Annotated in this window: 26 protein-coding genes and 1 pseudogene; all 27 read right to left on the bottom strand. The window is 54.2% G+C overall.

Annotated elements, in window-relative coordinates:
• Positions 1 to 383, bottom strand: a pseudogene (locus ACK6AU_RS25405) (methyl-accepting chemotaxis protein); the annotation flags it as partial.
• A gap of 385 nt (positions 384 to 768) precedes the next feature.
• The gene (locus ACK6AU_RS25400; protein ID WP_409302138.1) at positions 769 to 2,019 is read right to left on the bottom strand and encodes a hypothetical protein; all 1,251 of its coding nucleotides are present in this window, start codon (positions 2,017 to 2,019) and stop codon (positions 769 to 771) included.
• Complete coding sequence (locus ACK6AU_RS25395; protein ID WP_409302136.1) at positions 1,982 to 4,225, bottom strand: SNF2-related protein; 2,244 nt, start codon at positions 4,223 to 4,225, stop codon at positions 1,982 to 1,984. The genes ACK6AU_RS25400 and ACK6AU_RS25395 overlap by 38 nt, the downstream gene beginning before the upstream one ends.
• 91 nt (positions 4,226 to 4,316) lie before the next feature.
• A complete protein-coding gene (locus ACK6AU_RS25390) occupies positions 4,317 to 5,756 on the bottom strand; it encodes a DUF6094 domain-containing protein (protein WP_409302134.1) in 1,440 nt (479 codons plus the stop codon).
• A gap of 23 nt (positions 5,757 to 5,779) precedes the next feature.
• The gene (locus ACK6AU_RS25385; RefSeq protein ID WP_409302132.1) at positions 5,780 to 6,382 is read right to left on the bottom strand and encodes a hypothetical protein; all 603 of its coding nucleotides are present in this window, start codon (positions 6,380 to 6,382) and stop codon (positions 5,780 to 5,782) included.
• Positions 6,383 to 6,452: 70 nt separating this feature from the next.
• Entirely contained in the window at positions 6,453 to 6,707 is a 255-nt protein-coding gene (locus ACK6AU_RS25380; protein ID WP_085597450.1) for a hypothetical protein, read from the bottom strand.
• Between the two features lie 66 nt (positions 6,708 to 6,773).
• Positions 6,774 to 7,061, bottom strand: a complete 288-nt coding sequence (locus ACK6AU_RS25375; RefSeq protein ID WP_241107758.1) for a hypothetical protein — start codon at positions 7,059 to 7,061, stop codon at positions 6,774 to 6,776.
• Positions 7,058 to 7,663, bottom strand: a complete 606-nt coding sequence (locus tag ACK6AU_RS25370; protein ID WP_085597448.1) for a DUF3275 family protein — start codon at positions 7,661 to 7,663, stop codon at positions 7,058 to 7,060. The genes ACK6AU_RS25375 and ACK6AU_RS25370 overlap by 4 nt, the downstream gene beginning before the upstream one ends.
• A gap of 67 nt (positions 7,664 to 7,730) precedes the next feature.
• Positions 7,731 to 8,444 (bottom strand): ABC transporter substrate-binding protein, encoded by a 714-nt coding sequence (locus tag ACK6AU_RS25365; RefSeq protein WP_241107756.1) that lies wholly within the window; start codon positions 8,442 to 8,444, stop codon positions 7,731 to 7,733.
• Positions 8,445 to 8,520: 76 nt separating this feature from the next.
• Positions 8,521 to 8,829 (bottom strand): hypothetical protein, encoded by a 309-nt coding sequence (locus ACK6AU_RS25360; protein WP_085597446.1) that lies wholly within the window; start codon positions 8,827 to 8,829, stop codon positions 8,521 to 8,523.
• A gap of 255 nt (positions 8,830 to 9,084) precedes the next feature.
• Positions 9,085 to 9,378 (bottom strand): hypothetical protein, encoded by a 294-nt coding sequence (locus ACK6AU_RS25355; RefSeq protein ID WP_409302129.1) that lies wholly within the window; start codon positions 9,376 to 9,378, stop codon positions 9,085 to 9,087.
• A gap of 127 nt (positions 9,379 to 9,505) precedes the next feature.
• Positions 9,506 to 9,850 (bottom strand): hypothetical protein, encoded by a 345-nt coding sequence (locus ACK6AU_RS25350; RefSeq protein WP_085597445.1) that lies wholly within the window; start codon positions 9,848 to 9,850, stop codon positions 9,506 to 9,508.
• Between the two features lie 113 nt (positions 9,851 to 9,963).
• Positions 9,964 to 10,182 carry a hypothetical protein gene (locus tag ACK6AU_RS25345; RefSeq protein WP_085597444.1) on the bottom strand — a complete coding sequence of 73 codons (219 nt, stop codon included), beginning with the start codon at positions 10,180 to 10,182 and terminating at the stop codon, positions 9,964 to 9,966.
• A 56-nt stretch (positions 10,183 to 10,238) separates the two neighbouring features.
• Complete coding sequence (locus tag ACK6AU_RS25340; RefSeq protein ID WP_158091432.1) at positions 10,239 to 10,388, bottom strand: hypothetical protein; 150 nt, start codon at positions 10,386 to 10,388, stop codon at positions 10,239 to 10,241.
• 64 nt (positions 10,389 to 10,452) lie between these two features.
• On the bottom strand, positions 10,453 to 10,929 hold the full coding sequence (locus tag ACK6AU_RS25335; protein WP_409302126.1) for an STY4534 family ICE replication protein: 477 nt from the start codon (positions 10,927 to 10,929) through the stop codon (positions 10,453 to 10,455).
• Between the two features lie 708 nt (positions 10,930 to 11,637).
• Positions 11,638 to 11,982: a hypothetical protein gene (locus ACK6AU_RS25330; RefSeq protein ID WP_177409144.1), complete on the bottom strand. Its 345-nt coding sequence runs from the start codon at positions 11,980 to 11,982 to the stop codon at positions 11,638 to 11,640.
• A 905-nt stretch (positions 11,983 to 12,887) separates the two neighbouring features.
• Entirely contained in the window at positions 12,888 to 13,328 is a 441-nt protein-coding gene (gene pilM / locus ACK6AU_RS25325) for a type IV pilus biogenesis protein PilM (RefSeq protein ID WP_085597442.1), read from the bottom strand.
• 419 nt (positions 13,329 to 13,747) lie between these two features.
• Positions 13,748 to 14,164, bottom strand: coding sequence for a hypothetical protein (locus tag ACK6AU_RS25320; protein WP_085597441.1), 417 nt, complete (start codon positions 14,162 to 14,164; stop codon positions 13,748 to 13,750).
• A gap of 440 nt (positions 14,165 to 14,604) precedes the next feature.
• Entirely contained in the window at positions 14,605 to 15,795 is a 1,191-nt protein-coding gene (gene pilV, locus ACK6AU_RS25315; RefSeq protein WP_409302123.1) for a shufflon system plasmid conjugative transfer pilus tip adhesin PilV, read from the bottom strand.
• Positions 15,785 to 16,726 (bottom strand): ATPase, T2SS/T4P/T4SS family, encoded by a 942-nt coding sequence (locus tag ACK6AU_RS25310; protein ID WP_085597440.1) that lies wholly within the window; start codon positions 16,724 to 16,726, stop codon positions 15,785 to 15,787. Before ACK6AU_RS25310 ends, pilV begins: the two co-directional genes overlap by 11 nt.
• 20 nt (positions 16,727 to 16,746) lie before the next feature.
• The gene (locus ACK6AU_RS25305; protein ID WP_085597439.1) at positions 16,747 to 17,262 is read right to left on the bottom strand and encodes a type 4 pilus major pilin; all 516 of its coding nucleotides are present in this window, start codon (positions 17,260 to 17,262) and stop codon (positions 16,747 to 16,749) included.
• Positions 17,263 to 17,283: 21 nt separating this feature from the next.
• The gene (locus tag ACK6AU_RS25300; RefSeq protein WP_085597438.1) at positions 17,284 to 18,450 is read right to left on the bottom strand and encodes a type II secretion system F family protein; all 1,167 of its coding nucleotides are present in this window, start codon (positions 18,448 to 18,450) and stop codon (positions 17,284 to 17,286) included.
• Complete coding sequence (locus ACK6AU_RS25295) at positions 18,443 to 19,975, bottom strand: GspE/PulE family protein (protein ID WP_409302120.1); 1,533 nt, start codon at positions 19,973 to 19,975, stop codon at positions 18,443 to 18,445. Before ACK6AU_RS25295 ends, ACK6AU_RS25300 begins: the two co-directional genes overlap by 8 nt.
• A complete protein-coding gene (pilP, locus tag ACK6AU_RS25290) occupies positions 19,972 to 20,502 on the bottom strand; it encodes a type IV pilus biogenesis protein PilP (RefSeq protein WP_158091431.1) in 531 nt (176 codons plus the stop codon). Before pilP ends, ACK6AU_RS25295 begins: the two co-directional genes overlap by 4 nt.
• Entirely contained in the window at positions 20,492 to 21,826 is a 1,335-nt protein-coding gene (pilO2, locus tag ACK6AU_RS25285; RefSeq protein WP_085597435.1) for a type 4b pilus protein PilO2, read from the bottom strand. Before pilO2 ends, pilP begins: the two co-directional genes overlap by 11 nt.
• Positions 21,827 to 21,836: 10 nt before the next feature.
• Entirely contained in the window at positions 21,837 to 23,678 is a 1,842-nt protein-coding gene (locus tag ACK6AU_RS25280; protein ID WP_409302118.1) for a PilN family type IVB pilus formation outer membrane protein, read from the bottom strand.
• Positions 23,675 to 23,950, bottom strand: a 276-nt coding sequence (locus ACK6AU_RS25275; RefSeq protein ID WP_409302116.1) for a toxin co-regulated pilus biosynthesis Q family protein, incomplete at its 5' end; no start/stop codon positions are given. The genes ACK6AU_RS25280 and ACK6AU_RS25275, both read right to left, overlap by 4 nt.

The raw sequence follows: 23,950 nt of genomic DNA, 5'->3' as shown, positions 1-23,950 counted from the left end.
CGTTGGACTGTTCCACTCAATGACTCCACATCGGCCTTGATCACCAGGAGCTCGCTGGAGTTTGCAGCTGAATGGGCGACATCAGTGGCAAGGTCGTGCGCACGCTTTGCGTAGTCTTGAGCAACGTCGACCCGGTTTGAGATCGCCTTCTGCGCTGCAGAGAAGTCTTCTTGCGTGACTAATGGTTTACCAGCGATAGCGTCCAGGCGATCATCACTTGCACTCATTCTCGAGAGAAGCGCATCGAGCTTGGCTTTCTCCGCAGCCCCTTCCAGCGAGCCTCGCAATACCGAGAGTTGATACTGTTGAACGCCCAAGGCTGTGAGTAGGGCGATGGCCCCCAGGCTGGTGAGCAGTGTTTTCTTTGTCAGGCGCAGTTTCATGGGAGTCCTCTCGAAGCTGAGCACACCCTCGCCGAACAGCTGATTCAGCGCATTAGAAAATGATTAACTGAGAGGCTTTCATTTTAGTGTTCTGTGTGTTTTTTTGATCGCTCCAGACAGATAGCCATTCACTACCGTTGTTTCCACTCTTTCATATGGTATTTGACCTTCATCGGCCGTTTGACCCTGCGATGCTGGATTTTCTCCATGGCCTCGTTGCCTGAAGTACGTTCAGGAGGATCCATTACAAAAAATCGTAAACGTTGGTGAAGTTGCCGAAGAACTGTCAGTTCATAACTGTATTTATCGAGAGCTAAGATCGCCTGCTGATGTAGGAACGCCCATGTGATGGCTTTCTTGTAGTGAAATAGACAAAGATAATGTTTTAATGTGTCTTTTGACTTGCTAAAAGATTCTGGAGTTCTCTGGCGAGATTTATGTTTTGACCTGGAATCCAGTCGGCTGGGGTTCTCATGGATAGTCTAAGTCTATTTTCGCTGGAACCATTGTGCTCTATTCCTTGCAGGATAATCCCCGCGAGCTTGGTAAAAGGAACGTCTTTAGTAATTATCACCCATTGCCTAGACTGATCTATCTTCTGGATATTAAGAAGAAGTTCTAATTGGCTTATGTCGAAACATGCGTTATATGCTTTTTCAGATGGGTAAGGGTGACTGATTTTGAGTACTCCTTTCCCTAGCGAACTGTCTTGCGGTTCAGAAACAGTAATCAGTGCTAGTAAATGAACTATGTCTCCTCTGATACTTAAAGTGTCTGCAATTTTTGTTATAGCTCTCCAGCGCTCAAGGATTATTTCATCGGTAGTGGTGCTCTTAATGAACTGGGACGCCTTCATGAGGAATTCCATTCTTCTTTGGATATTAGGTCTTATTCCTTCAAGAAGCCTCCACGCGTAGTTCTCCAGCGACTCAGGGTATTCAGTTATTTTGACGCCCGGAGCTGCGTGGTTTAATTTTTTTCTAGCTTCTTCTATTTGTTCGATCACTTCTTCTTTGGTTGGGAATCTTTTCTTGTTAGCCTCCATTGCATAGGGGATTACGTCAAATGTTAGATTGAAATTTGTCAGATCATCAATCCAGCTTTCAACTTCTTTAGATTTTGCTTTATTATTTTCAAAATAATTACTTATTCTGCCGATAAAGTTGCGGTCGCAAAAAGCATGGGCATTCAGCAGACCATAGCCTGGTGGTAGCCATCCACCCTTAACGAGGCAGTAGGATTCTAGTAGGTTGGGTATTTTTGTATTGACTATAATTGAATCGAATACACCAAGATGCGGGGCTTCTAATGCGCAAATATTGGTGAATCGGATTTCAAAATAGTCTCCGTTTTTGAAGGCGATTAGTTTCTCAAGGCTGAGTGGCTGAATCTTCCATTGTGTGAGTGTTAGAGACCTCTGGTCTGGAGTAGTAATCCGCAGATGTCCGTTATCGAGAATACATATTTCGCCATTCAAAGCGGATCCGTCCTTTAGGTTGAGAATTAACTGTTGTGCGGTAGTTTGTTTTGCGGCTCGGTAAGTATAGTTAAAGTTTTGTGTGTGAATATTTGAAAAGGCCACCCGAAGGTGGCTTATGTTATGCAGCAATGAGTTGTCTGGCCAGTGCCATTTCAACCGAGTCTCCATCTTGGTTCAGCGAGTCTAATCCTGATTCCGGCACATCTCCTGACGTGCTTTGAGCTACTGCGATCTTCTTGGCCATAAGCTGCAGGCAGGTAATCTGCGAGCTGCCGGCATAGCCCAAAAAAATCAAGCGCACTGGATGTTTCTGCCCGATACGCCAGGACCGTCGTGCTGCTTGCTGCAGGGTGTAGACGTTGTACCCTGTCTGCAGAAACACGATGGTTGGAAAGTCAAGCAGGTCCAGCCCGGTCTTGACCAGCTCCGGATTGGTGATCAGCACATCGATGCCACGGTCGACCTGATCGAGGATCCAGTCTTCACGGCGAGAGGTGTCAACGCTGGCCCGCAGTACCGCCACCTTGAGACCGGCCTGCTCGAGGACCTTCTTCAGCCTGGACGTTGTGTCGCGTGTCCCGCTGTAGACGGTGTAGGCGAGAACCTTGCGGCCTTTCGCGTTCTCCTCGATGCAAAGGCTTAACAAAGCCTGCTCCTTGGGCATCAGCTGCTCGTCGTTGAAAATCGCCGGCACGAAGGCCAGGGTATCGCGAGTGCGTGAGTGCTTGACCATCTCCGATCGGAAGCAGCAGTCTGGCCAGGCCAGCAGCACATTGAGGACAACGCCCAGAAGGGTGGTGTCTCGCCGTGCAAGGGCTTGCCTAAGCTCCGCTGTCAGCTTGGAGGCCAGGCTCTGGTAGGCGGATGCCTGACCAGGTGCCATTGGTACGTCGATAAACTCCTCGTTGTAGGTAGGTAGGATGTTCCCACCGATCTCTTTCAGCTTGAGGAACACGGTGAAGGGCAGTACGAAGCGGTGGATGCCTTTCGGGCCGAAGCCCGGGGCTTTCACTGTTCGAACTGAGAGCTTCTTGCCTTTGGCTGTCTTGTGCGAATCTCCATCGCGCTCGGTATAGATGTCTTTCAGGACCCCGTGATCGCGCATGAACGCCATAGCCGCGGGCGCCATGCTGCCACGGGCGTTAGGCCGATAGCCGTCCTCGATCATTCGGCGGGTCAGAATACGGAACAGAAGGTAGAACAGGTCGTCGGCGTAGCCGCCCATGAGCGTCCCGGTCAACAGCACGGTTTTGCGTGCCTTTGCCGCGAGAACACCCATAGCTTGGCCCAGGGCCGAACCGCTGTTCTTGTACTCATGCCCCTCATCGACAACCAGTAGGTCGAAGAACCCATCTGGTAGGTAGCGCTTGATGAACTCTGTTGGTTGATAGCCGCCTTCGCCGAACCCGAATTCGATGTTGGCCATCGCTCGCTCCATGCGCTTGGCCTGGCGATCGCTGAAGATGAAGTTGCCCTTGGTGTCCATTAGGTTGATGAACTCGGAAACGTTGTCCACCAACATCGAGGCCAGAAAGTCTTCGCCAAAGTCGTTGAGTAGGCGCTCTGCCCGGACTGGGCCGATCGTGGGTATACGGCACATCGATTTCAAAATCGTTGAGCGCCGGTCGCCGCCATCTGCTTTACCCGGGCGCATGAGTGTCCAGAGAGCCGCATTGCAGGCGTTGCAGTTGCGGCGGCGATCACCTCGTTCGAACTCGTCCACGGTAACCAGGTTGCCCTCCAGGTCCTCGAGGACCTGGCCGCAATCTGGGCAAGCAGCGAGTCGCTGTCCGTCGGCAGCGCGCCTTTTATAGCAGGCGAGCCGCCAGTGAAACCCCATGCGCATCCGCACGCGACCGAGGATGAAGAACTCCTGGCGACCGTCATAGGTTTGCCCCAACTGATCACGCAGCTTGAGCAGCTTGATCAGCGTATCGGGGCCATTCAATACCCACACACGGGCATCTGGGATGGTCTCTAGGATCTCACGGCGCCACTTGTAGACCAGGTGAGGTGGGGAAATGACGAGAGTTCGACGATAGCCTGCTGAGTGCATAACGGCAGCAACAGCGATGGCCATCATCGTTTTCCCGGTACCCATCTCGGCGTTGATGATCGCGGCCTGTTCATTGCGGTCGAGTAGCAGTGCTGCAATGGCTTGGACGACATCAGCCTGGGCCGCAAACGGCTTGCGCTTGAGGTTGTCCATTACTGCCTGGCGCTGTTCGTGAGCAATCCCGGTGTAAACAGGAGGGTTGGAGCGGTTCAACGACTCAAGGAGTTCATCACCAAATTCATCGATGAAATCGGTGAGGTTGATGTTCAGGGGGGAAGTAGCCAGTGGCTGAGTTAAAGCGTTCATGTGCATCTCCTGCAGGTGGAAAGCAGGGCATGCACGACCCCTACGGGTATTGGCATACCCTGCGGGTTGGTTTGGGAGTTATGGACGGGGTTTAGTAATCGCTGGGGAGCAGCAAAGTTGTGTAACTGCGATCCGCTTCGGTGATGATCCAGAGCTTGGTTTCACCGCCGGCATCGATGTCATAGCTGGAGAACAGCCTGTCACCGTGTATCAGCGCGTTCTTGTTCGAAGCCCGGTCGACATCGCATTGTTCCCCCCAGTCGCCGGACAGATGACGCCTGAGGAATTGGGTAGGATCGAGGTGTTCAGTTTCAACCAGGTGGCTGAGAGTGTAGGTCATTACGATCCTGCCCGGATTGAAGAGCGGTCCTGCTGCTCGTTCCTCAGGCACAGATGCTTCGTCATTGGTCCCTGCCGAAGAGCTGATGGTCAGTACTCGGCCAAGATTCACTGACGAAGGCGTCATGTCCCACGCTCGGATGATTGGGATAAATCGATCGGTGAGGATCCTGACCTCTGTGACGTTGCCTTTCTCATCCTCGGTGAATTCGGTCTTGCGCACCTTGTCCTTGTAGGTGTCACCCTTCACGACCAAGGTACGCCCAGACTTCGAGCGTACAACGCCTGAGATTGCGCCGGCCGCTAGGGCTAGTGCCAGGTGCCAGCGCGAGAGTTCACGGACTGGCGGCCTGAGTTGTAGGCCGATTTGCCCGAAGTGCAGGTTGAAATCAGGCCAAAGGCCTCGCAGTCGCTGTATCTCGGATGCGAACTGCGTAGGCTCCAAGGTGACACGGTAGAAGTGTTCCAGCTCGTTTGTAGCTGATGGGATCAGGTACGGTTCCCATGGCCATGAGGCCGGTATTAGTTCCGCCTGTTCCTGACCTGCGCCGATTGCCTGCAGTTGAGACTTCACCTGGTTAACGTGAGTTCTGGCCAGGTCCTGCCGGCGCACTCGGATGCCGAAGATCACTACCTGCTTGAATCTGGGGTCCGCAGCGCTGTAGATGCGCAGGCTGGCAAAGTGGTTGCTGAGCCATCCTGATAGTTCGTCGTCAAGCACATAGTGCGGAACGATCAACACCATCACCCCACCGTACTGCAGGAGGGGAAGGTAGCGCTGGTAGAACGCTTTTTCCAGACGCCGCCGGCCGCTGCCCTGGTACTGCGAGGCACCGGAGTGATCCGCGACCAGATCGCCGTAGGGTGGGTTGAGCCAGAGCAAGCCGAACGACTGCCGGCTGATCAGGGTGTCGAAGAGATCGCTGTGCAGCACTCGATCGAGAAGGCCTCGAGCATGGTCTGCGCGCTCGGCATCGTATTCGACGGCGAATGCGTGGACCTGGTCGCGACCGAGCAGATGAGCTGCTTCAGCCAGCGCAGCACCTTCACCGCCACAGGGGTCGAAGATCCTCATTTTTCCGGATTGAGCTTGAACGAGCGCCTGCAGAGCGCGCTCGAGGGTGACTTCGTCGGTTGGATAGTAGCCATTGCGAGCAAAGTTTCGTGCAAGGCGGGGAAACATTAGGGCCATGATGGTTCCTTGAGTGAGAGAGCTCAGGCCTGCGCCTGAGCTTCGGTTGTTAAGTGGCCTTGGCGAATGAGGTCGCCAAGTTGCGGCTCGAGGACGTCGAGCTGGAGAGCAAGCCGCCAGGCGCTGACGTTGCCGATCGCGCCAGGTAGAGCCGTCAGCATCTGCTGCTGGGTGAGGACGTCCATCACCGGCTCACGCCAGTGTGGGAGTAGGGGAAGCGGGCATGTCTCCATGACCAGTGGCCACAGCCGAAGCAGGGGATCCTGGTCGCGCTCCAGGAGCGCAAAGGCAAAGTGATTGGCCTGGTCGGGCGTCGAGGCGCGTCGATCGAAAAGCCAGAGGTGCAACATGCTGCCGAATAAGGTCCCGCGGAACTGCCGCGTTGTACGCTTTTCAAGCATGTCCTGGTTGGGAAATACGGGAATGCTTCGACCGTCCATGAGGATGTGAAACTGGTCGAGACCATTTTCATCCCGTCCGAGCGTGAGCCTGGCCAGGAACTCCTGCAGTGCGGTGTCGCGGCCCCAGGCCGACATGAAGACTAGATTACGCTGCTCATCGCAGACGCAAGCATCGACATACAGGTCAGGGCATTCCTCAATCTGATACAGCGTAGTGGAACGCATGTTTGCCTCCAGAGAGGAGGCGCACTCCCAAGGGGCGTGAACGCCCCCTGGGGTGAGTGGTGGTAGAGGTTTACCGGAATGTTCCGGTGCTTGGGTCGAACGCGGTTGCAGTTGTCTGTCGAAGCGGTCCTTGACCCTGATGAAAAATCTGAATCAGGTATTGGCTACGCAGCTCTACAGCAGCTTCGGCCTGTTCTAAGGACAAGCCGAGTTCTTCGATAAAAAAGTCGACCAATTCCTCGTTTGTTGCCGAGTCGTTGTTGGACAACTCTTCTTCAACATTTGAAAGGGCTTGTTCGCTCAGATTGCTGAACAGTGGATTCATTGGGGTGCTCCTGGTTGAAATGAGGAGCCCCCTGAGGAGGCCCCTCAGGGTGTGGTTGAACAGCGATTAAAGGCAGATACGGTTGAGCTGGATGCTGCGATCGAGCCGCTGCAGTAGCCGAAGTGTTGTTTCTTGAGCAAAAACTGAGTCTTGGTATTCCTGCCTCACAGCCCTCTCAGGAGAAGATCTGTGTACACGCTGGCGAAGTGCTTCAATGGCTGGTTCGACCAACGAGCGGTCGAGCAATGAAGCTTTGAAGAGATCAGCAATATCGTCGATCTCGACCTCTCGAAGAGCACAGGTAATGGTCAAAAGGAGACCACTGAACTCGGGGTGGTTGAAGATTGGATTCATGCTGCTTTCCTGTTCCAGGTTTGGGTTTTGAAATCCATGGAGTAACCGAGCTGTTCCATCCGGGAGCATTGGGCTCGTAGACGCTTTCGGTCGACAGTGGTGTCGAGCTTCACTGTTTCTGTCAGAGGCCAAACAGTGCCGAACAACTCCGCATCGGCTGCTGTATCGATTGTTGCCGCTGGAGTTTTGGGCTCCATTCCGAATGGTTCATCCGACGCGAGAGCGCTGTTGGACGTTTTTTGAGTCGCGGGCTCAGAAACCGGTGGGGACGCAAGGGGTGTCGCCGTTTCCTCCTCCAACGGATCGGGAACGTTCGTCGACAGTTGCTCCTCATCTTCTTCGCTGAGTGTCGTTACGTCATCGAGGGTCATCCCTTCGAGTTCGGCCCTGATCTCCACGACCAGCCGCCCACCATGTGAGTAGTACGAAGGGCGGATCTGCTTGATAGCAAAATCGCCCTGGTACTTACCCTCCTGGTATTGATCAAGCAGGGCATCCTTGATGGTGAACTCACCGATTGACGTAGCAAGACGCCCAACGTTGAAGAGGCCAAGCCGGCCGGAGACAGTACGAATGGCCAGTTGGCCTTTGATAGTGATCATAGGGGCTCCCCGAAATGCCAGAGGAGCACCTGCGGGTGCTCCCGCGAGGGTGGTTTGAGAAAAGAACCTAGAAGACCGGCAATCCTTCTAATCGGCAGCCGTTGGGGTCAATGATCAGGACTCGAACATCAGCTTGCCCTGCCAAAGTGAGTACACGAATGAACTCCTCGGGAAAACCTTCTTCTGCCTGTTGGGCCTGCAGTGTTGAAAGACCGAAACCCTCAATTGCATTCAGGTGTTTGTCCGTCCAGGGAGTGCCGATTAGTTTGAAGCCAACAGCATCGCTATCTGGAAGGGCAAAGCACTCGAACATGAGTTGAGTCGTATCTGCGTGTTCTACCAGGTGTTGAAGTTCGTCCCATTCCTCATCAGGCAAATGGGCAGATGTAACCTCGAAAACGCGGCTGTAAAAGCCGGTTTCGAAGGACAACTGGTTGATCAGTACCTGTGCAACTTCAGCAGATCCCAAATCACAGATCTGCTGTGAGGTGCCATTGTTTTCTCCGTGCAATGAGTAAACCACGGTATGGATAAAGCCCTGGTTCGTCAGGGCTTCGGTTTCGGGTGAGGACGGGCCGTTAATGGCAGCAGCATGAGTATCGTTGTACACGCACTCTTTACCGATAAGTTGCCAGTCTTGGAGCGATTCCTGATGGCTGATGAGTGATCGATAACAAGGCTCATAGACCTCGCCAGCTACGTCAGGGGTGATCATCAGTTCACGGGTAAGGAGGAAGTTTTGGTAACCACGGAAGAAGGGGTTTGATCGGGAGTGGGTCATGAGACGTCCTCTAAGGGAGGAGTCGCCCAGAGGGCGGCCCCTCTGGGTGGTGTGAAGTGAAAGTCAAGCTGTTGGTTCAGACTTGCTGGAGCTCGATTGAGATGTATGGCGACTCCCCTGCTGGGAAGTTGACTTGCAGCGAAAGCGGGATCCAGTCGCGTGTGCGTCCAGAACTCCGTTTTACATAAACCCCGAATGAGATCGGAGAGGTGTGCTGGTGCAGCTTTAGCTCTTGCCACGCAGCTTGAACAACGCTTGCTAGGCGCTGGCTCATTTCAGCAACCCGTAATGGGTTTTTTAGGTAAACCGCACGCATCCAAGCGGCGTTGTCCAGTAATACAGGGTAGGTGTGATAGGCGACTTGTGATGCAGAGGAAGGTGACATGCGAGGTCTCCATGGAGCGAGGCCTCGTCCGCGAGGATGAGATCCTCGCAGGTAGGTAAAGTTGAAACACTCCATCGACCAACTGGCCGATGCGATCGCGCTACCGAGTGCTACGCGATCTTTGGTTTGGGTTAACGCAGTGCGCCGGAGCCTTAAACCCTGGCTCCTTTGGAGGCGCTGTCGACGACAGCGAACCAATCCGGAATGGGTGGCGCGACGAGATCGTCGTGCCAGGTGACGCGGTGATGCAGAGGATCAGTCATGGATGGGGCAAGGATCGCCAAGGGAATTTGCGCAAAGAGAGCAGCGAGCTATTTCTGCGCCATAAGTGGCAGACTCCCAGCCTAGTACCCAAGCGTTCTTGAGGTCAGGCACCGACGTTAGTAAAACGGGCGGCAGGTGACTGCCGATCCGGTACGAGCTATGGTCTAGGGCTTCCGCATCAATCAGCGCTTGCCGGAGATCCTCTTCGGATCCGACAATGACAGCTTTTTCGTAATCGGTACGGGCATTCAGCGCAAGAGTAAAAGCCTGAGTGTTTTGATGCATGGTGATTCTCCTGAGAAAGAAGGTCACCAGCCCGAAGGTTGATGATCCCGTCGGGTGATGCAGTGAATGTGAGCTAGCTCTTGAGAATTACACCTAAGAGCTGATGTTGGAACAGTGAGCGTTAGCGTCAGAACGGCATGCCTTCGTAAATATTGCCCATCAAGGCAAGAGCGGCCTTTTTTGCAAGGAGGTGGTGCTGGTTGTCCAGCTTGATACCTTGCTGTGCAGCTACTCGCTTGAACAACTCGTCATGAGGGAACTGATAGGACGCCACTTGCTTATACAATGAGTTGAGCAGGTGAGCCTCGTATATTTCGAAGTACAGGCCACAAGCATGCATTGCCTCTTCTTGAAATTCCTCAATCTGCTCGGCAAATCGCTGCTCGAGGATGTCGAGACGCAGGAAGGAACTCGAGACAAATGGGTTAGTGACGAAAACTTGACCGGCGAAGATCTGAGTGGCTTGAGGCATGGTGATTCTCCTGAGAAAGAGGGTCACCAGCCCGACGGGCGATGAGCCCGTAGAGGGTATTGATAAGTTAAGCGGCCAGCGTATAACCGACCTTGGGAGGTACCGAGGTTGTCCTACCGCGTTGGAAGCACATAGTTCAGACCATCGCGCAAGCAGAGAGCCAGGTCCTCGTAACGGTTGGAGCGTTGCAGAACTTGTCCGCAAGCATTGGTGAGCTGCCAATAGCAGTCGCCCGATTCAAGTTCGTCCACTAAAAGCTCAAGCAGTTGGGTGTCAACTTGCACGCTGTAAGACAGCTCAAAGCCATCTACCTCGTTCTCTTCGATATGCATGGGTTATTACTTGGTTAAGAAAGAATGCTTCGATGATGGAAAATAGAAGCGAGGAGTTAGGCGATAAACGAATGCTCTTGTGCCTCGTTTTTATTGTGAAAGTAATGACCTGCAAGGCCAATCATGGAGAAGCTCATCAGCACCAGGTCTCCGAGAACTACGCTGGCGGCGAATGCGATGAGGTTTAACTTGAGCATTGTGTTCATGGACAATTCCTTTTGTAAGAACAAAGGCGCCTGAGGCGGCGCCTTGATTTGAAGTTGCCGAAAGTTATGCGGCGTTTTGTTGAGCATCTCCAGAGACATCGGAATCAGCAGCGTCTTTAGGTTCGGCTTCGTGGACGGTTTCACTATCGTCTTTGGGTTTGGCTTCGTAAACGGTTTCACCGTCGACTTTGATCCAACCCAAAAAGAGCAACCGGCCTTTGAGGCTCGCACCAGACTGACCCTTTTTTTCACCTTTATCGTAAGTGAACGAGTCTGCCCAGATATCACCGATGCGGAAAGACACAAGGACTTTCTTACCAGCCTCGACCGCTTCTATGCAGCGGCGGACGAGTTTGGTTGCTTCGGTACCAACGACATTGCAGTCGATGTAAGAATACTCGACAGCATCGCTGGCTCCATGAAGAGCGGCGATGGTTGTAGCGATGAAGGGGTTGCCTTTGCGTGGCGTTACTTCGCGGATACGGTTCAGGTAGCCGAGGCCTGTGGTGTGCAGGTCAAAGTATTTAGTGTCATTGCTCATGGTGAATCTCCAATTTCGGTTGAAAGCGGAGAAACACTTCGCCCATGGGGGAAAGTATTCCCCGCGAGGGTTAAAGCTCGGGATGATGGGTTTGCTGATGTAGCTTAGTTTGGCTGCTTCCATCAATCATTGCTGACTGATTGATCGCGCTTCCGGAAGCTTGGCGATCTTGGGTTAATCAACACCTGTGAAAGTGGGCAGTCTTTCAGATCATGACTGCTCGGGCTTGGGTTACTGACGACGTCAGCAGCACACGCCTACAAGAATGGAAACGGACTATTCGCTTGTCAAGCCCCCAGAAAGAAAAAGCCCTCCGGGGGGAGGGCTTGGTCTGAGAATTAATGGGCACGAAGTAATTTTTGGCACTTACGTTTTACGTTCGGCCAGTCGGCCCACACAGCCATGCTTACGCAAACAAGCAGCAGGCCAGTCAGCATGATGAGGCCAAAAGTTGTCTGGCTCATGTCAGTCCTCCGGAGTGAGGCAAATGCCTGTGATCCAGATTACAACACCTACAACAAGCGCGAAAGCCGTTAGCAGGCGATGATCACTGAGGAAGACACCTACGATGCCAGCGGCGACGGAGGTGGTGCCGATCTTGCGAAGGTCATCTGCAATCACAGCTCTTTTTTTGTTGACCATAGCTTTCCTTAGATCGCCAGGCCTTCACCCAGCCAGGTGAGGTGCCTGGCATGAGGGGGAGTGGATTTACAGCGGTGCTACTGGGGCTATGAGTTCATCCAGGGAGCCAAGGAGCGGCTTTTTAGGATTCGCCGGTTTACGTGGACGACGTTTCGCCGGAGCAGCAGGCTTGGTATTGCTATCAAACCACTGATTTAGGTCCACGCCGCGGCGAGCGAGCGTAGGCACACGACTGAGCTCCTCCCAGTCATTGCGAGTATCAACTGCAGCTGCCACGACGGTAGCTGTGGGTATGGAGTGGACAACTTCAGTTTGTGAGGGACGTTTCAGCGCACTAAGGAACACTCTGGTGAGAGTGCCGAGCGCATAGCCAATACGGAAGTAAGACGACGGTGAAGGCATATCATTCATAGTGCTTCTCCTGCGGTTGAAATGCGGAGAAACACTGACCCTGATGGGAAGTGAATTCCCCGCTGGGTGTGTTTTGAATGGGCTGTAAGAAAAGGCAGAGAAACACTACGCCCGGCAGGGACGTGGTTCCCTGCAGGATTTGCGGAAGGGGCTTCTATCGACTGCGGTCGATTGATCGTACTACCAGAAGCTGAACGACCTTTGGGTATGTTGCTGACGACGTCAGCAGATCACGGCCTAATAATCGGAGTGGGAGCAGGTTGTGTCAAGCGCGGGGAGATATGGAGGGGCTGATGGGGAGAAGGGGAAGGCCGGCTGGAGCCGCCGTTAGAGGCAGGTCCAGCCGTGTCTAGAAAAAAGGTTGAAGGAGCCACCTGTGTTGGAATCGTCGATCCCTGGGCATTGATCGCCTCGATTCTCTCCACCTGACCATTTTCGTGGCTTTGGCCAGCAAACGTGGGGCACGCATCCGCGCACAAAAGGAGCCCAGCTTTTCGCCGGCGGGCCACCGGCAGTGAAGAACTACACCCAATTGGGTAGCCTCATCACCCTGAAGCAAGGCAATGAGGCTACCCAAATAGGGGAAAAAAGGATGGGCCACTTTACCAAAGTGGCCCTTCGATTAGATATGCACCGAACCCTTTCAAACTCTATGTGCCTGTGAACTCGATCACGAGTTAGACGGCTGCGCGACTAGGAGAGCAGGGAGACACAGGGAGAGTTACAGGATCCACACGTCCTTCCCGGAGCTAAACGTGCTTAGGTTTGGTGTTGAAGCGAGCCGCAACACCTGGGCGCTACTGATGACCGTCAGTAGCCAGCGGGGTTAAACCAACATTGATGTCATTATGTTGTCGGACTTACGCATATGCAAGCCAGGGGCCACCTGTTTCACACGATTGTAGTCAATTGACCGCCACTACTGCTCCCTCGGGAACTGCTGAGGGAATGGTAATCGAGGTTTGTCCGGACGATGGTGAAATCAGGAGGCCGGCACGGTTCACCCCTACGGCTGTCGACTGGGTGCGTTCAAAAAGTGCTGCAGGAAGCCCAACTGGTGCAGAAACTGCAATGAACGTGTAACTCTGGCCCATGGCCAGATAGGCACTGACACCTGAAAGCTTCACAAACCATGATGGCAGGTTCAGCACCCCATCTTGAGGGACGCCGGAGTATCCGGGGTTATTTTTGGCATACTCGGCTGCAGCGGACCGATAAACGAGCATATTCCGGCTCAAAGAGTCCAAGTCCGCCTGATCTGAAAGCGCTGTTGAGTCATTTTTGTACTGTACAGACAGACTGGTGACCAGCAGAAGCACAGTGAAAACCGCCCAGTAGAACCACACAATTTGATCCTCAGTTAGTTAGCAATCCCAGAAGCGTGTTCGACCCAGGCTTGATTGTTTTTTGAAGACTGAAACCCAGCAGATTTGTGAATTTTTCTTCGCTCAGATTGAGGGCACGACATACCCCACTGCATGGATACTCTTATTGCTCATCATTAACGTGGGCATAGGATTTTTCTTAATTTCGAGTGGGACAGACCAACCGACGGTGTCCCTATCTCAGCGAAAGTGCAGGCTTTAGATATAGATGGCTCCGGCGAAGTAGCAGGAGCGTCAAGGGCCGCGGAAGACCTATCACGTTGCACCAGAGGGCGCAATCTTGGCTGCAGAGCTCCGGATCAATAATCAGATGCCATAGGTGTATTACTAAGAGGAGTGGAGGATCGACTGGTGAGCGTCTGTTCGGACTTGGATATCGCTCACCCGTGATTGACTGTAGCTCTATGTCCCGAATTGCTGGGTAAGATGAGTGCCTTGGGAGCGCTTCGGATTCCAGCGAAGGTGCCCGATTTTTTTTCCGCGGATTGATTTTTGGACCAGATTTTTAGCAAGACACGAAACATATCTGACAGGATGGTTGCTAGTTTAATCGCTATGCTCTCTTCAAGGTTTTTGGCTGTTCCGGTAACGCATCCAAATCGGTGAATGCTTTGCGTCGGGATTTCTAAAGCAGCCAAAGCCCCGTCAATGAAACCGTCCATAAAGCCGTCAAGCCGCTCACATTGCAGACGCAGAGTAAGTGCGTCTGGCGCATTCTGATAGTTCCAGTGCACTTCATAGAACGCACCTTTCTTTCTAATCAGTACTTCTTCCTGATGGTCAAGCGGGCTTTGCATGCGTCCTCCAGCATACCGATGCGTGGTCTTCTGTTTTGCACACGGCAAAAAAGTCGAAAATGTCTTCTAACGGAGTGAAAATCCGCGAAAAACACTGTTGAATTGTTACCAGCGTCTATAACGACCGATTCGGGCATGCGGTCAACCGTCCACTCTGATCAGCTACTTAGCAGGGTTAAGCATCACTCGTCCTTGGTTTCTATTGCTCACGGAGTAGTATTGTAGTGGATCTAATTTGTCTCAATCGATACTTTTTGGATTCATTTTTGTGACCGTTCGTCAGGTCACCGCAATCGAATGTGCAGGTGAGCGGCTGCAGGAGCCCGTCAGGGGGCACTGAGCCGCCGTTGCGTTTTATCATGGTCCCTTATGTACAATTCGCCATGACCCAATCCCTCCAATCTTTTTCCGCACCCCTGAGTGGCAAGGTTTGGTCTCAGTTATTGAACCAGTACGCAGTTACGGACGGTTTGCGGTCTGTCGTAAACGATGTTGAGGCAGTAGCTATAGCTTGAATACTGACCCACGCACCCGATAGAGCTCCAAGCACCTCCTCCGAAGTCTATCGAACCGTCATACGGGCATTTATACATAGGCGGTGTGCTGCCTGCTTTCCATATACCGGATTGGCAAGATAGTGTGAGGCCAGCTGAGTTCTTAGCTATGAGCTTGTTGTCGCTGCAGGCATCACCCTCATTAGCAAGTCCCCCGATCGACAGGTATTCGTTCGTTGCGAGCCGGCCGCTCGCTGTAATCGTGCTCAAGGAGGTGACCTTGCCAGCGGCTACTTCACCTCCAGTGGCGAGTCCCTTGTCGTTGAAAATGCGCACATAGTCAGCGTCAGATTGGTAGATACCACCTCCCCATTTTTCGCTGTACCAGCCGGTATCCCCGCGGGTCCTGAACCAACCGCCTGTGTAGGTTTCTCCGGACACGTTGGCCGTTGTAGCATTGAGAGTGCTCGTGTTGTTGATGTCGTTGCCGCCCATGTCGATGTGGGTATTCATCCTGTTGAGCTCAGGCCGGTTGGGTACTGCGTTTCGGTACAAGTAATCGTTGGCCAGGTCACCGTCCATTAAAAATAGCGCGCTGGCTGTATGGCCTGGACCAGGGTTGATGGCGTAGTTGCTCAGTGCGAGCTGCCAGCCACCCCTAACCCCTTGGATGACATTCGGAGAGATCGAGGAGATAAAACCGCCAGGGCCGCCCAGATGCTCAGCTATGCTCCGGATCCCGAGCTCTGGAATTGCCTGGCCACCGATTGATAGTGCGATGACTTCCAGCTGGTTGGGGTTTGGCTTGCGAGCCAGCCCGACAATGGTCTGGCCGAAGCTATTCGAATCAGTGAACCCCGCAGGCAAGTATTTTGTATTGATGAGCATCGGGACGGTGATTTGCACCGGAGCTGTCGCCGTCGCGTTGGCCAGGACGGTGCTGTAGTTGTCTTTGACGTATTTGCTGAGGGCTTCGGCGATGGTCTTCTGCTTATTTGCAGCAATTTCATAATCTTGCGAATCCTGCTGCCTGATGATCAAACCTGTCGCAAGTGTCGTCATCAGCGCTAGCACCACCAGCGCCATCACTGCATCAATGGTCAACATCCCTGCTTGTTTGCGTTTACTACTGGTCATTCCAGAGGCTCCTCGCAGCCTGGCTCGCTATGTCTTGCTCGAGCATCTGCATCTTGTCTGATCGGATCTTTTCTCTAATCCCGTTACTTTCGCTGGAGGCCAAGGAGAGACACTGCAGCTTGAGACGTTTGAATCCACTGCCGTCTTTCAGCAGCGTTTGATGAATGACGGCGATGAGCCCTTGAGCAAGTATCTGGAGTGCGTTCGGCAGCACTGGTTGGGCCAGCACGGCGAGACGCTCTATCCCTTGAATCACAGAGCCTGAATGCCCTGTGCAGATGATGAAGTGCCCGTTGATCGATGCCTGCACAACCTGTGCAGCTGTAGGGGTGTCTCGAACCTCACCGACAAGGATCATCTCGGCCCTGGTGCGAAGAGCCCGGATGAGTGCCTCCTCATAACCACCCTGGCGGCGCGAAACCGGAACCTGCACACACCTGCCTTCTCCATGCACGCCGTGCAACAGAGGCTCTGGAGGATCCTCGATCGTGAGAGCCATACCTCCCCATTTTTCGAGACGTGCTTTGACCAGAGAAGCGGCACTTGAGGTCTTGCCCGATCCCATCTCTCCGCAGATGAAAATGAGCCCCCTAAGCGCTTGGCTTAGGAGCGTGTCGTGGAGCTCATCGGACAGCCCCAGATCATCCAGTGGAAGAATTTTTACGGCTGATTTACTCAACACAAAGAGGGACTTGTTGTTGAGGTCCGATAGCTGGGTAACGCGGAAAACAACACCCTCATGAATCAGCGAAAATTCTGGTTCCTGGGTTGCGGTGTAGTGTTTATGGCAGCGTTCACGTAGCACCTGGATCTCCTCTAGCCACTCTCCTGGAGCAGGTGCCCGAGGAGGGTGGTCAGGAAGTCCCTTCACGTCAGCGAAGCCGTCTCCGAGATAGAGGTCGACGAAGGTGGCTTCAGAGATCGTGCTCATACGGTGGTCCTTCACCTTGATTAGAAGAAGGTCCAGGCAATGGTATTGGTGTCGCTCGAGCAGCTCGTTGAAGCTGTCATCCCGAGGATCTCACCGGTAGTGGCAGAGCCTCCGTTGATTGCCGTCGTGGTCTTCTGGTCTTTTGCGACCTTTGTGGCAAGCACGATGCAAGCGCTCTTCGGCAGGTTGGATTCGGTGATGGTGAAGGTCATGCCATTGCTCACGACGGTCACAGATCCGTTCCACTGGTTGACCAGGGTATTGCCATTCTTGCCCATGGTACCGGTGCCCTCGAGGTTGATGAGGGATGGAACCATATTGGCTCCGGACGTCCCGTAGCCGGCTGAGCCTTTGAGTTTTTTAGTGTTCGCGACCATGGTGCTGATGTTGCTCTGCTCGATCGCTGTGTCTGAGTTGCCGAGCATTGCCCAGGCGATTACGAGAATGAAGCCGAGTGCAACGGCGATCAGCATGAGCCAGAAAACGCCGTCAATCGAAAGAAAACCGCCTTGTTTTTTCGGGGAACGAATAGCCATGTCATTTACCTTTTTGACTGCTTAGAAATTTGCTGAGTCCATTACGCCACGGGCCATCTGGAAGATTCCGACTACGACCAGGATCATCAAAACGCCCATGCACACCGATGAAAATGCGATAAGGAACTTGGAGGTTGCCTCAACCTTTCGAAGGGTCTGCTCAAGCCAGCGGGATGCGAAATGCTCCATGGATTCGGCAAAGCCTTTGCGCACGGCCAGCACTTCCAGGTAATGAATGGCCATAGCGTCAGGAAATTTATGACCAGCAAGCTTCAGCGCTTGACCGAAGTTCTTGCCGGAGCGAACACCGTAGTGAATGGCGTCTAAGCGCTCTCGTAGCCATGGGGGAGCCCCCCGCTTGAGGATGGTCAGAGCGTCCAGCTGGTTGATGCCGCTGCGCAGCATCACTGACATGTTCATCAGAAAGATCGACCCATGAAGGACTTTGTAGATGCTCCATGGCGGTGCTGACTCCAGTTTCAGCCGCGCTTTCTGCAAGATCCTGCTCAACTGAATCTTCCAAGTAGGACTGGTTGGCTTAAGCGCAAGGCCGCAAAAGACAGGCAGTGTCAGGGTCGCGGTGAGAATGACGATCACCACCGAACCCAGGATGAAGAAGCCGTAATGGCTCACCAGATTTGAAAGGTGGTAGAGAAGCGCTGGTACTCCGGTCCAGGCATCTGGGTCTGAGCGTTTCGTCATCGACGGCACCATCCATAGTGCAATCACGTAAAGCAGTGCCCACATCAGACTCCAGGTCAAAGAAGGCATAGCAACCACCGACTGTATGAGTCGGGCAATTCGCTGACGTATCTCGATGATCCGCACACAGTCCCGGAATGCCTGAACCAGCTTGCCGGTCTCCTCACCGGTCTCAATGAGCGAGACTTCCTCGTAAGGCAGTCGGCGCCGGCAGGATTGGGCCAGGGACTTCCCTCCACGAACGGACATCGCGATCTCGGAGCAAACGATTGAAACTGGATGCAGTTCTTTACCGTCATTGCTGAAGGCCTTTTGCACTGTTTCAAGTGCTACCTCGATCGAAATACCGTCCTCGAGTACGCCCATCAGGCTCTCGTAGAACTGAATACGCTCCTTTTTTCCAAACTGGGCAGCGTAGAACCTGGCCACCCAGTCGCGTGTGGCCTCTTTGAGACCAGCGCTTAGATCCTGAAGTTGATCAAGCATGGCTGAGCTCCACCAACTGCCGGTCAAAGTCCAATGGGCCAATCAGTGTTTCAGCATGTCGCGGATCCACTGTGCCGGCTTTGATCTTTCTAATGGCGTGATCGATCTTGGTGATGCCGCCCATCTCCTTGACCCAGTGCCGGCGAGCAGCACTCGCTCCCTTCTCGGAGAAAATCTTCATGAAAAGCAGGTCTGTCATAAGGATCTCGGCCACTACGGTGCGGCCTGCCACCCCTAGATTTTTGCAATCAGGACACCCTGGGCCGACCAGGTTCACCTGGTCGATGATCTGGAGTTGCTCCAGTCGTTCAAGTAGGCCTTGGCTTACGCTATCGAGATGATTTCGCAGGGGCACGCAGCAGGACTGGCACAGCATAGGGAGAAGCGACTGATTGATGAGCCCCGTTGTCAGCGCTGGATCGGTCACCAGGTAATCTGGTACACCCATGTCGATAAGGCGCTGGAGTGACGCAACGGCGTTGTTGGTATGCAGCGTGCTCCAGACCAGGTGGCCAGTCATTCCGCCACTGTAAGCGGCTTGTGCGGACTCGAGATCACGAATCTCACCGTACATGAGCACGTCTGGATCAAGCCGTACCGAGTTTTTGATCCCTGCTTGCCAGCTTTCACTAGGTCCCAGCGGGGACTGGTTGGCTTTGAGTGGGTACTCGGGAGGATCTTCGATCGTGAGGATGTGGCGCGTGCCCTCGGTTTCTTCGAAGAGGAGATTCAGGTTGATCTGCAGCGACTTCGATTTACCGGATCCGGTAGGGCCGGTGATCAGATTGACGCCGTAGGGGAGGCTGCGCAGGCGTGCATATTGAGCAATCTGTTCAGGAAGAAAACCGAGATCCTCAAGCGATGCCTTCGACTCATCGTCGTAGAGCAGACGCATCACCATCAGCGGTCCATCGACTAACGGCCGGGTCGAAAGGCGAGCACCAAATAAACCGAGAGTTTCTACAAAGCTGCGGGCAACACGAGCATCTTGTGGGATGGTCGGCTGAAAGTGATCTTTGGTGACGTCGCACATGCTGTTGTACAGCGCAGAACACAGCTCCAGCCCCACGCCGCTTTTTTCCTGGGCTGCCTCCCACAGCAAGCCGTGGATACGATAAAAGATCTTGGTGATCTCATATCCGACCACGATGTGGATGTCGCTTGCTCCACGCTTGTGTGCGTCCGCCAAGATCCTTAGTGCATGCGCTTGGCGGACAGTATCGACTTGATCTGAACCGATGGTCTGGCTTGATGCTTGATAGATCGACTTGATATCGGTCATCGAGCAGGGCTTGATCACGTACTCGAACTGCTCATGCTCGAGCTTATCCATGAAGGCCATGACATGCGGGTCGGCCTGGTGCTGCGCTGAAATATGCAGTGTGCCGTCTTCGGTCAGGGCGCAGATCTGTCGCTGGTCGGGTTTGAGCTCGAAGCGTTCTCCCTGCGCGGTTAGCACAAGGCCAGAGAACTCGGAGGAGGTCGATATCGAACTCGCCAGTGGTGGGCTTTCTAAGATCGTCATGGACGCTGCTCCCACTGAGGTATGGCCTGGCCAGGTAGTGCTGTCGGGACCGCAGACACACCTGTTGGAGCTTGGTTTGAGAAGCCCAACTGGTAGCGCTTTCCTTTGCGCTCTACGGTTACTCCATCCAGGGAGACTTGGACCACCCGGTACCCACCAGGAATCTCCCTGCCGGCCGTAGTATCGAGCTCAATGCCTCCAGCAAATAGCAACGTTGCCTGCAGCTTCTTGGACGATCCGGAAATGGTCCGAACGACTGGTAGAGCTGGCTCGCCGGGCTCGCGAAGTATTGGCGTTGGCTGCGATGTCAGCCCTTCAAGTCCACCTACTGCAGTAGACGAGGCGGTCACAGCTGCGCCGATATCTCTTTCAGCTTTGGCACGCTCGGCCTGGGCTCTGTACAGAATCGTTTCGCTTTGTACCTTGCCGAGTTCACCCACGTTGATCCCAGAGAGATCGGGTGGAGATGCGGTCGCGTAAGAGCTGGCCAGGGCAAGCAAGCCAAGTAGCCATGAGTCATTTCGCATAGAGATCTCCTTTGACAGACCACATGAGGTGGCCAGCTTTGTATTCGGTCTTGATTTCGCGCAGCCGAAGGCCCTGGCTGGGCGCATCTCCGAGTGCGTCGTATGGAAGAACGCCGCTCACAACATCAAGCTGAAATTGCTTCCACTGCGGAGGTGGTGGAGGAGGGGGAGCAGGCTGCCCTGGAAGCGCCGGTTGTTGAGGCACGACGACAGGCACTTCTTTCAGCTTGGGTTCTTGTGAGAAGCGATGCAGCCAGGTTGAGAGGTCTGCAAGCGCGTCTATGGCGTCGATCAGAGGCTCATCGCCTGCAGCCGGCAGTGAAAGGCTGAACTGAAGGGTGGCTGAGTTACCTTCATCAAAGAACGCGGGGCGATCAGAGAAATATCCTTTGCTCGCATTGATGAGTTCTGCAGCGGTGCTGTTACCCGTCCGTTTGTAAGATGCTAGGACTTGATTCCCATCGCACTGGGCATCAGCGAAGGACCAGCCGGAGATGTTCAACGGCAGTTGGTACAGCACTTCGCTGCAACCCTGGATGAACGTTGTGACGGACGGCAGTGTTGCCCAAGGGTGATCGAGGGCCTGAGCTGGCTGTTGCGTCCCAGTCTCGGCTTGGAGTTTCTCCAGATCTGCCAGACGACGCTTCTCTGCTTCGATCAGTGCTTCTTGAGCGATCCTTTGCTTGTGAGCATTCCACTGCAACCAGCCGATGAAGGCCCCGCCGATCAGTAGGCCGATAATGCTCAGTTGCACTATCTCTGCTTTGGAGAGGCCGAACACCAGTGGCCTGAGGCGATACTCGCGCTTGAGCTTTGAGGGGTGTAGTAACTCCTCGACGTCTAGAGGAGTACCACCCATGCCGAACTCTGTTGGCAGATACCAGGCTTTGAACTCAATGCCACGACTGCGTTGCTGAGAGACTCGCTTGCGAACTTCCGCCTCAGTACCCATGACGTCGCAACCCGGGATGACGCCTCCGTCATGCACCGCGACGACAGCGAAGCGATCATCCTCATCTGACACACGCCAGGCTGCTACCCATGACTCGCCCAACTGGCCTGCCAAGGTTGAGGCCAGCGAGTACATTCCTTTCGTCACACCATCGTTTCGGGAGACGAAACCCGCTTGGATAGTCCGCGTAGATCGTCTAATGGTGACAATGTCGAGCTGGTTTTCCTTGCCGAATTGCCGGGCTTCCTTCATGTAGCCGGTGACACTATCTAGCGGCTGCCAACGGAGCCCGGTCACGAATGTGTAGCCGCCGTGTGACAGCAGCTGTACTCGAGATCGGATTGTCTTCGGCGCAGGGGCTTCTGAACTCATGATCAGGCCCTTACAACGTATGGCAGGCACGCATAGGAGGCCTGCAGAAGGTTGAGGGGACGGTATTGATAGCCTGAGCTGTGACAGGAACCGGTGAAGGCTGGCTTTGGGTACTGGCGCCTAAGTCGTCAGGCAGCATCACAGGTGTTACCAGGACAACGAGAGCCGAATGATCGCTACTGCGTGTACGGCTGCCACCCAGACCGAAGAAGCTGGCATCACCAACGCCTGTTTTGTTCGCGTTCTCGGTGTTCTCTTCGAAGCCAGTGAGAACCAGCGTCTGACCTGAGCGCAGTAGGACCTTGGGCGCTGCGTTCTTGGTGTCGAAGTCAGCAGTTTGGACACTGGAACCATTGCTGGTGAACGTCGTGAACGTTGGCTTGCTGCTCATGCTGATGCTGATCATCAGCAACATGTTGTCTCGGTCGATGATCTTCGGCAGCAGCATCATGTTGAAGCCACTGGTGATTGTTGCAGGCGTGAGAGAGGTGCTGGATCCGACCGATGCCGTGGTGGTGGTAGAGCTGGAGGCCACGTAACTTTTTACGTTGCCAATTTGGATAGGCGCCGGCTGTAGATTCAGGGTGGTGATGGAAGGCGAGCGAACGTCCGAGATTCGACCCTGTTCTGAAAGGGCTTGGATTACGGCGCTGGAACCGGCCCAGGGCGAACTGGACGTGTCGAGGATACTGACAGAGCCGGAGATGGCATCGGTACTGATACCGGCGACCTTATTGGCGAGAGAGAGCCCCCACTTTCCTGAGACCGACTTGTAGACGGCTTTCCAGTTGACAGCGGTCTGGTCGCGATCGGTGAAGTTGACTTCGAAGATCTTGACGTTGAACAGCACCTGCCTGGTGATGTTTCGGTTTGTACTCTGCAGGTAGCTTGCGATGCGGTTGAGGACCTCAGGACGGTCACTTACGGTCAGCGTACCAGTCGAGCGCGAGAGGAAAATCCGCCCAGCAGGCTGGGTGCTGAGCATGGCTTTGACGTTATTCTCGATGTCGCTGAGCAGCGATGTTTTGATCTGAACCGTTGTGCTTTGGTTACTGCCGGAGTCTCCCGATGCTCCAGTGCCAGACGAAGTGCCACTGGATCCGTTAGACCCACTCCCTGTCGAGGTGATCAACCCGGACTTGACGACACTTTCGATGACCTGGTCGTCACCAAAGGCCCAGACGTCGAAGGTCCTGGTGTCGAAGTAGGTGATTCGAGCACCCTGCAGCTGGGGATCGTAGTGCCAGGAAAGGCCCAAGCGAGACGTGACCTGGTTCAACAGTGCTGAGACTGGGCCGGAGAACTTGATTCCACTGATCAGGCCAGGTGTACCCGACAGCAATTCGCTCTCTAAGCTTCTTGCGCCGCTAGGAAGGCTGCCTGCCAGCCCGGTTGGCATCAGCGCAGCCAAGTTATCCGGATTGCTCATGTTGACGGCAGGAGGAGCCGCAGCGGCGCTGCTGTTGCCGGGGCGGGAGGACAAGATGGATGGGTTTAGCGCATCGGGTGCGACAACCACCGGCAGACCGGTTTCTCGCGTGATGAACTGAGCGACTTCAGAGAGAGAAACCGTCGATGCCGGTCGATAGGCAATGTCCCTGTCGAGATTCAGAGGGAGACCACGCTTGGTCACCAGTGGTTGGGTCGACACCCAGGGTTTTTCACTGAAAATGACGGTATCTCGAGCGGGCTCGGGCTGTTGGTTTTGGAGGTAGCCGTTGTACTGGCGAGCGGTTGACGCCTCGTTCTCTGCGCGACTCGCGGAGTCGTTCACGCGCTGCACGGCGCAGCTGCTGATCAGGGGTAAGGTCACAAGGACCGCGGCCCAGCGAAACCGGAACAATGGAGTCATTTTTTCTTTCTCTCAGCGATATGTATGAGCCGCTGTGCAGCGCTGCCATCGACTACGAATGAGCGCGGCGCTTTGTCGTAGAGAGGGAACACCTGCTTGATTGCTTCTTCGAACGAGCCTTCAAAGTGCAATGGAGCAGCAATTGGGTAGTCCAGGTCCTCCTGCTCCCACAGCAACGTCCAGTTGGCCTTCTGTGCCCAGGCTTCAACGCTCTGGCGAAGAGTTGATCCGGTACTGGCCGTCCAGATCTCCGACAGAGGCTTTGCAGGCAC

Source organism: Pseudomonas sp. KCJK8993, assembly GCF_046230915.1.
In the GTDB taxonomy this organism is placed as follows: domain Bacteria; phylum Pseudomonadota; class Gammaproteobacteria; order Pseudomonadales; family Pseudomonadaceae; genus Aquipseudomonas; species Aquipseudomonas piscis.
Note: the sequence above shows the minus strand (reverse complement) of the source record. Positions and strands in the feature narration are given on the sequence as shown.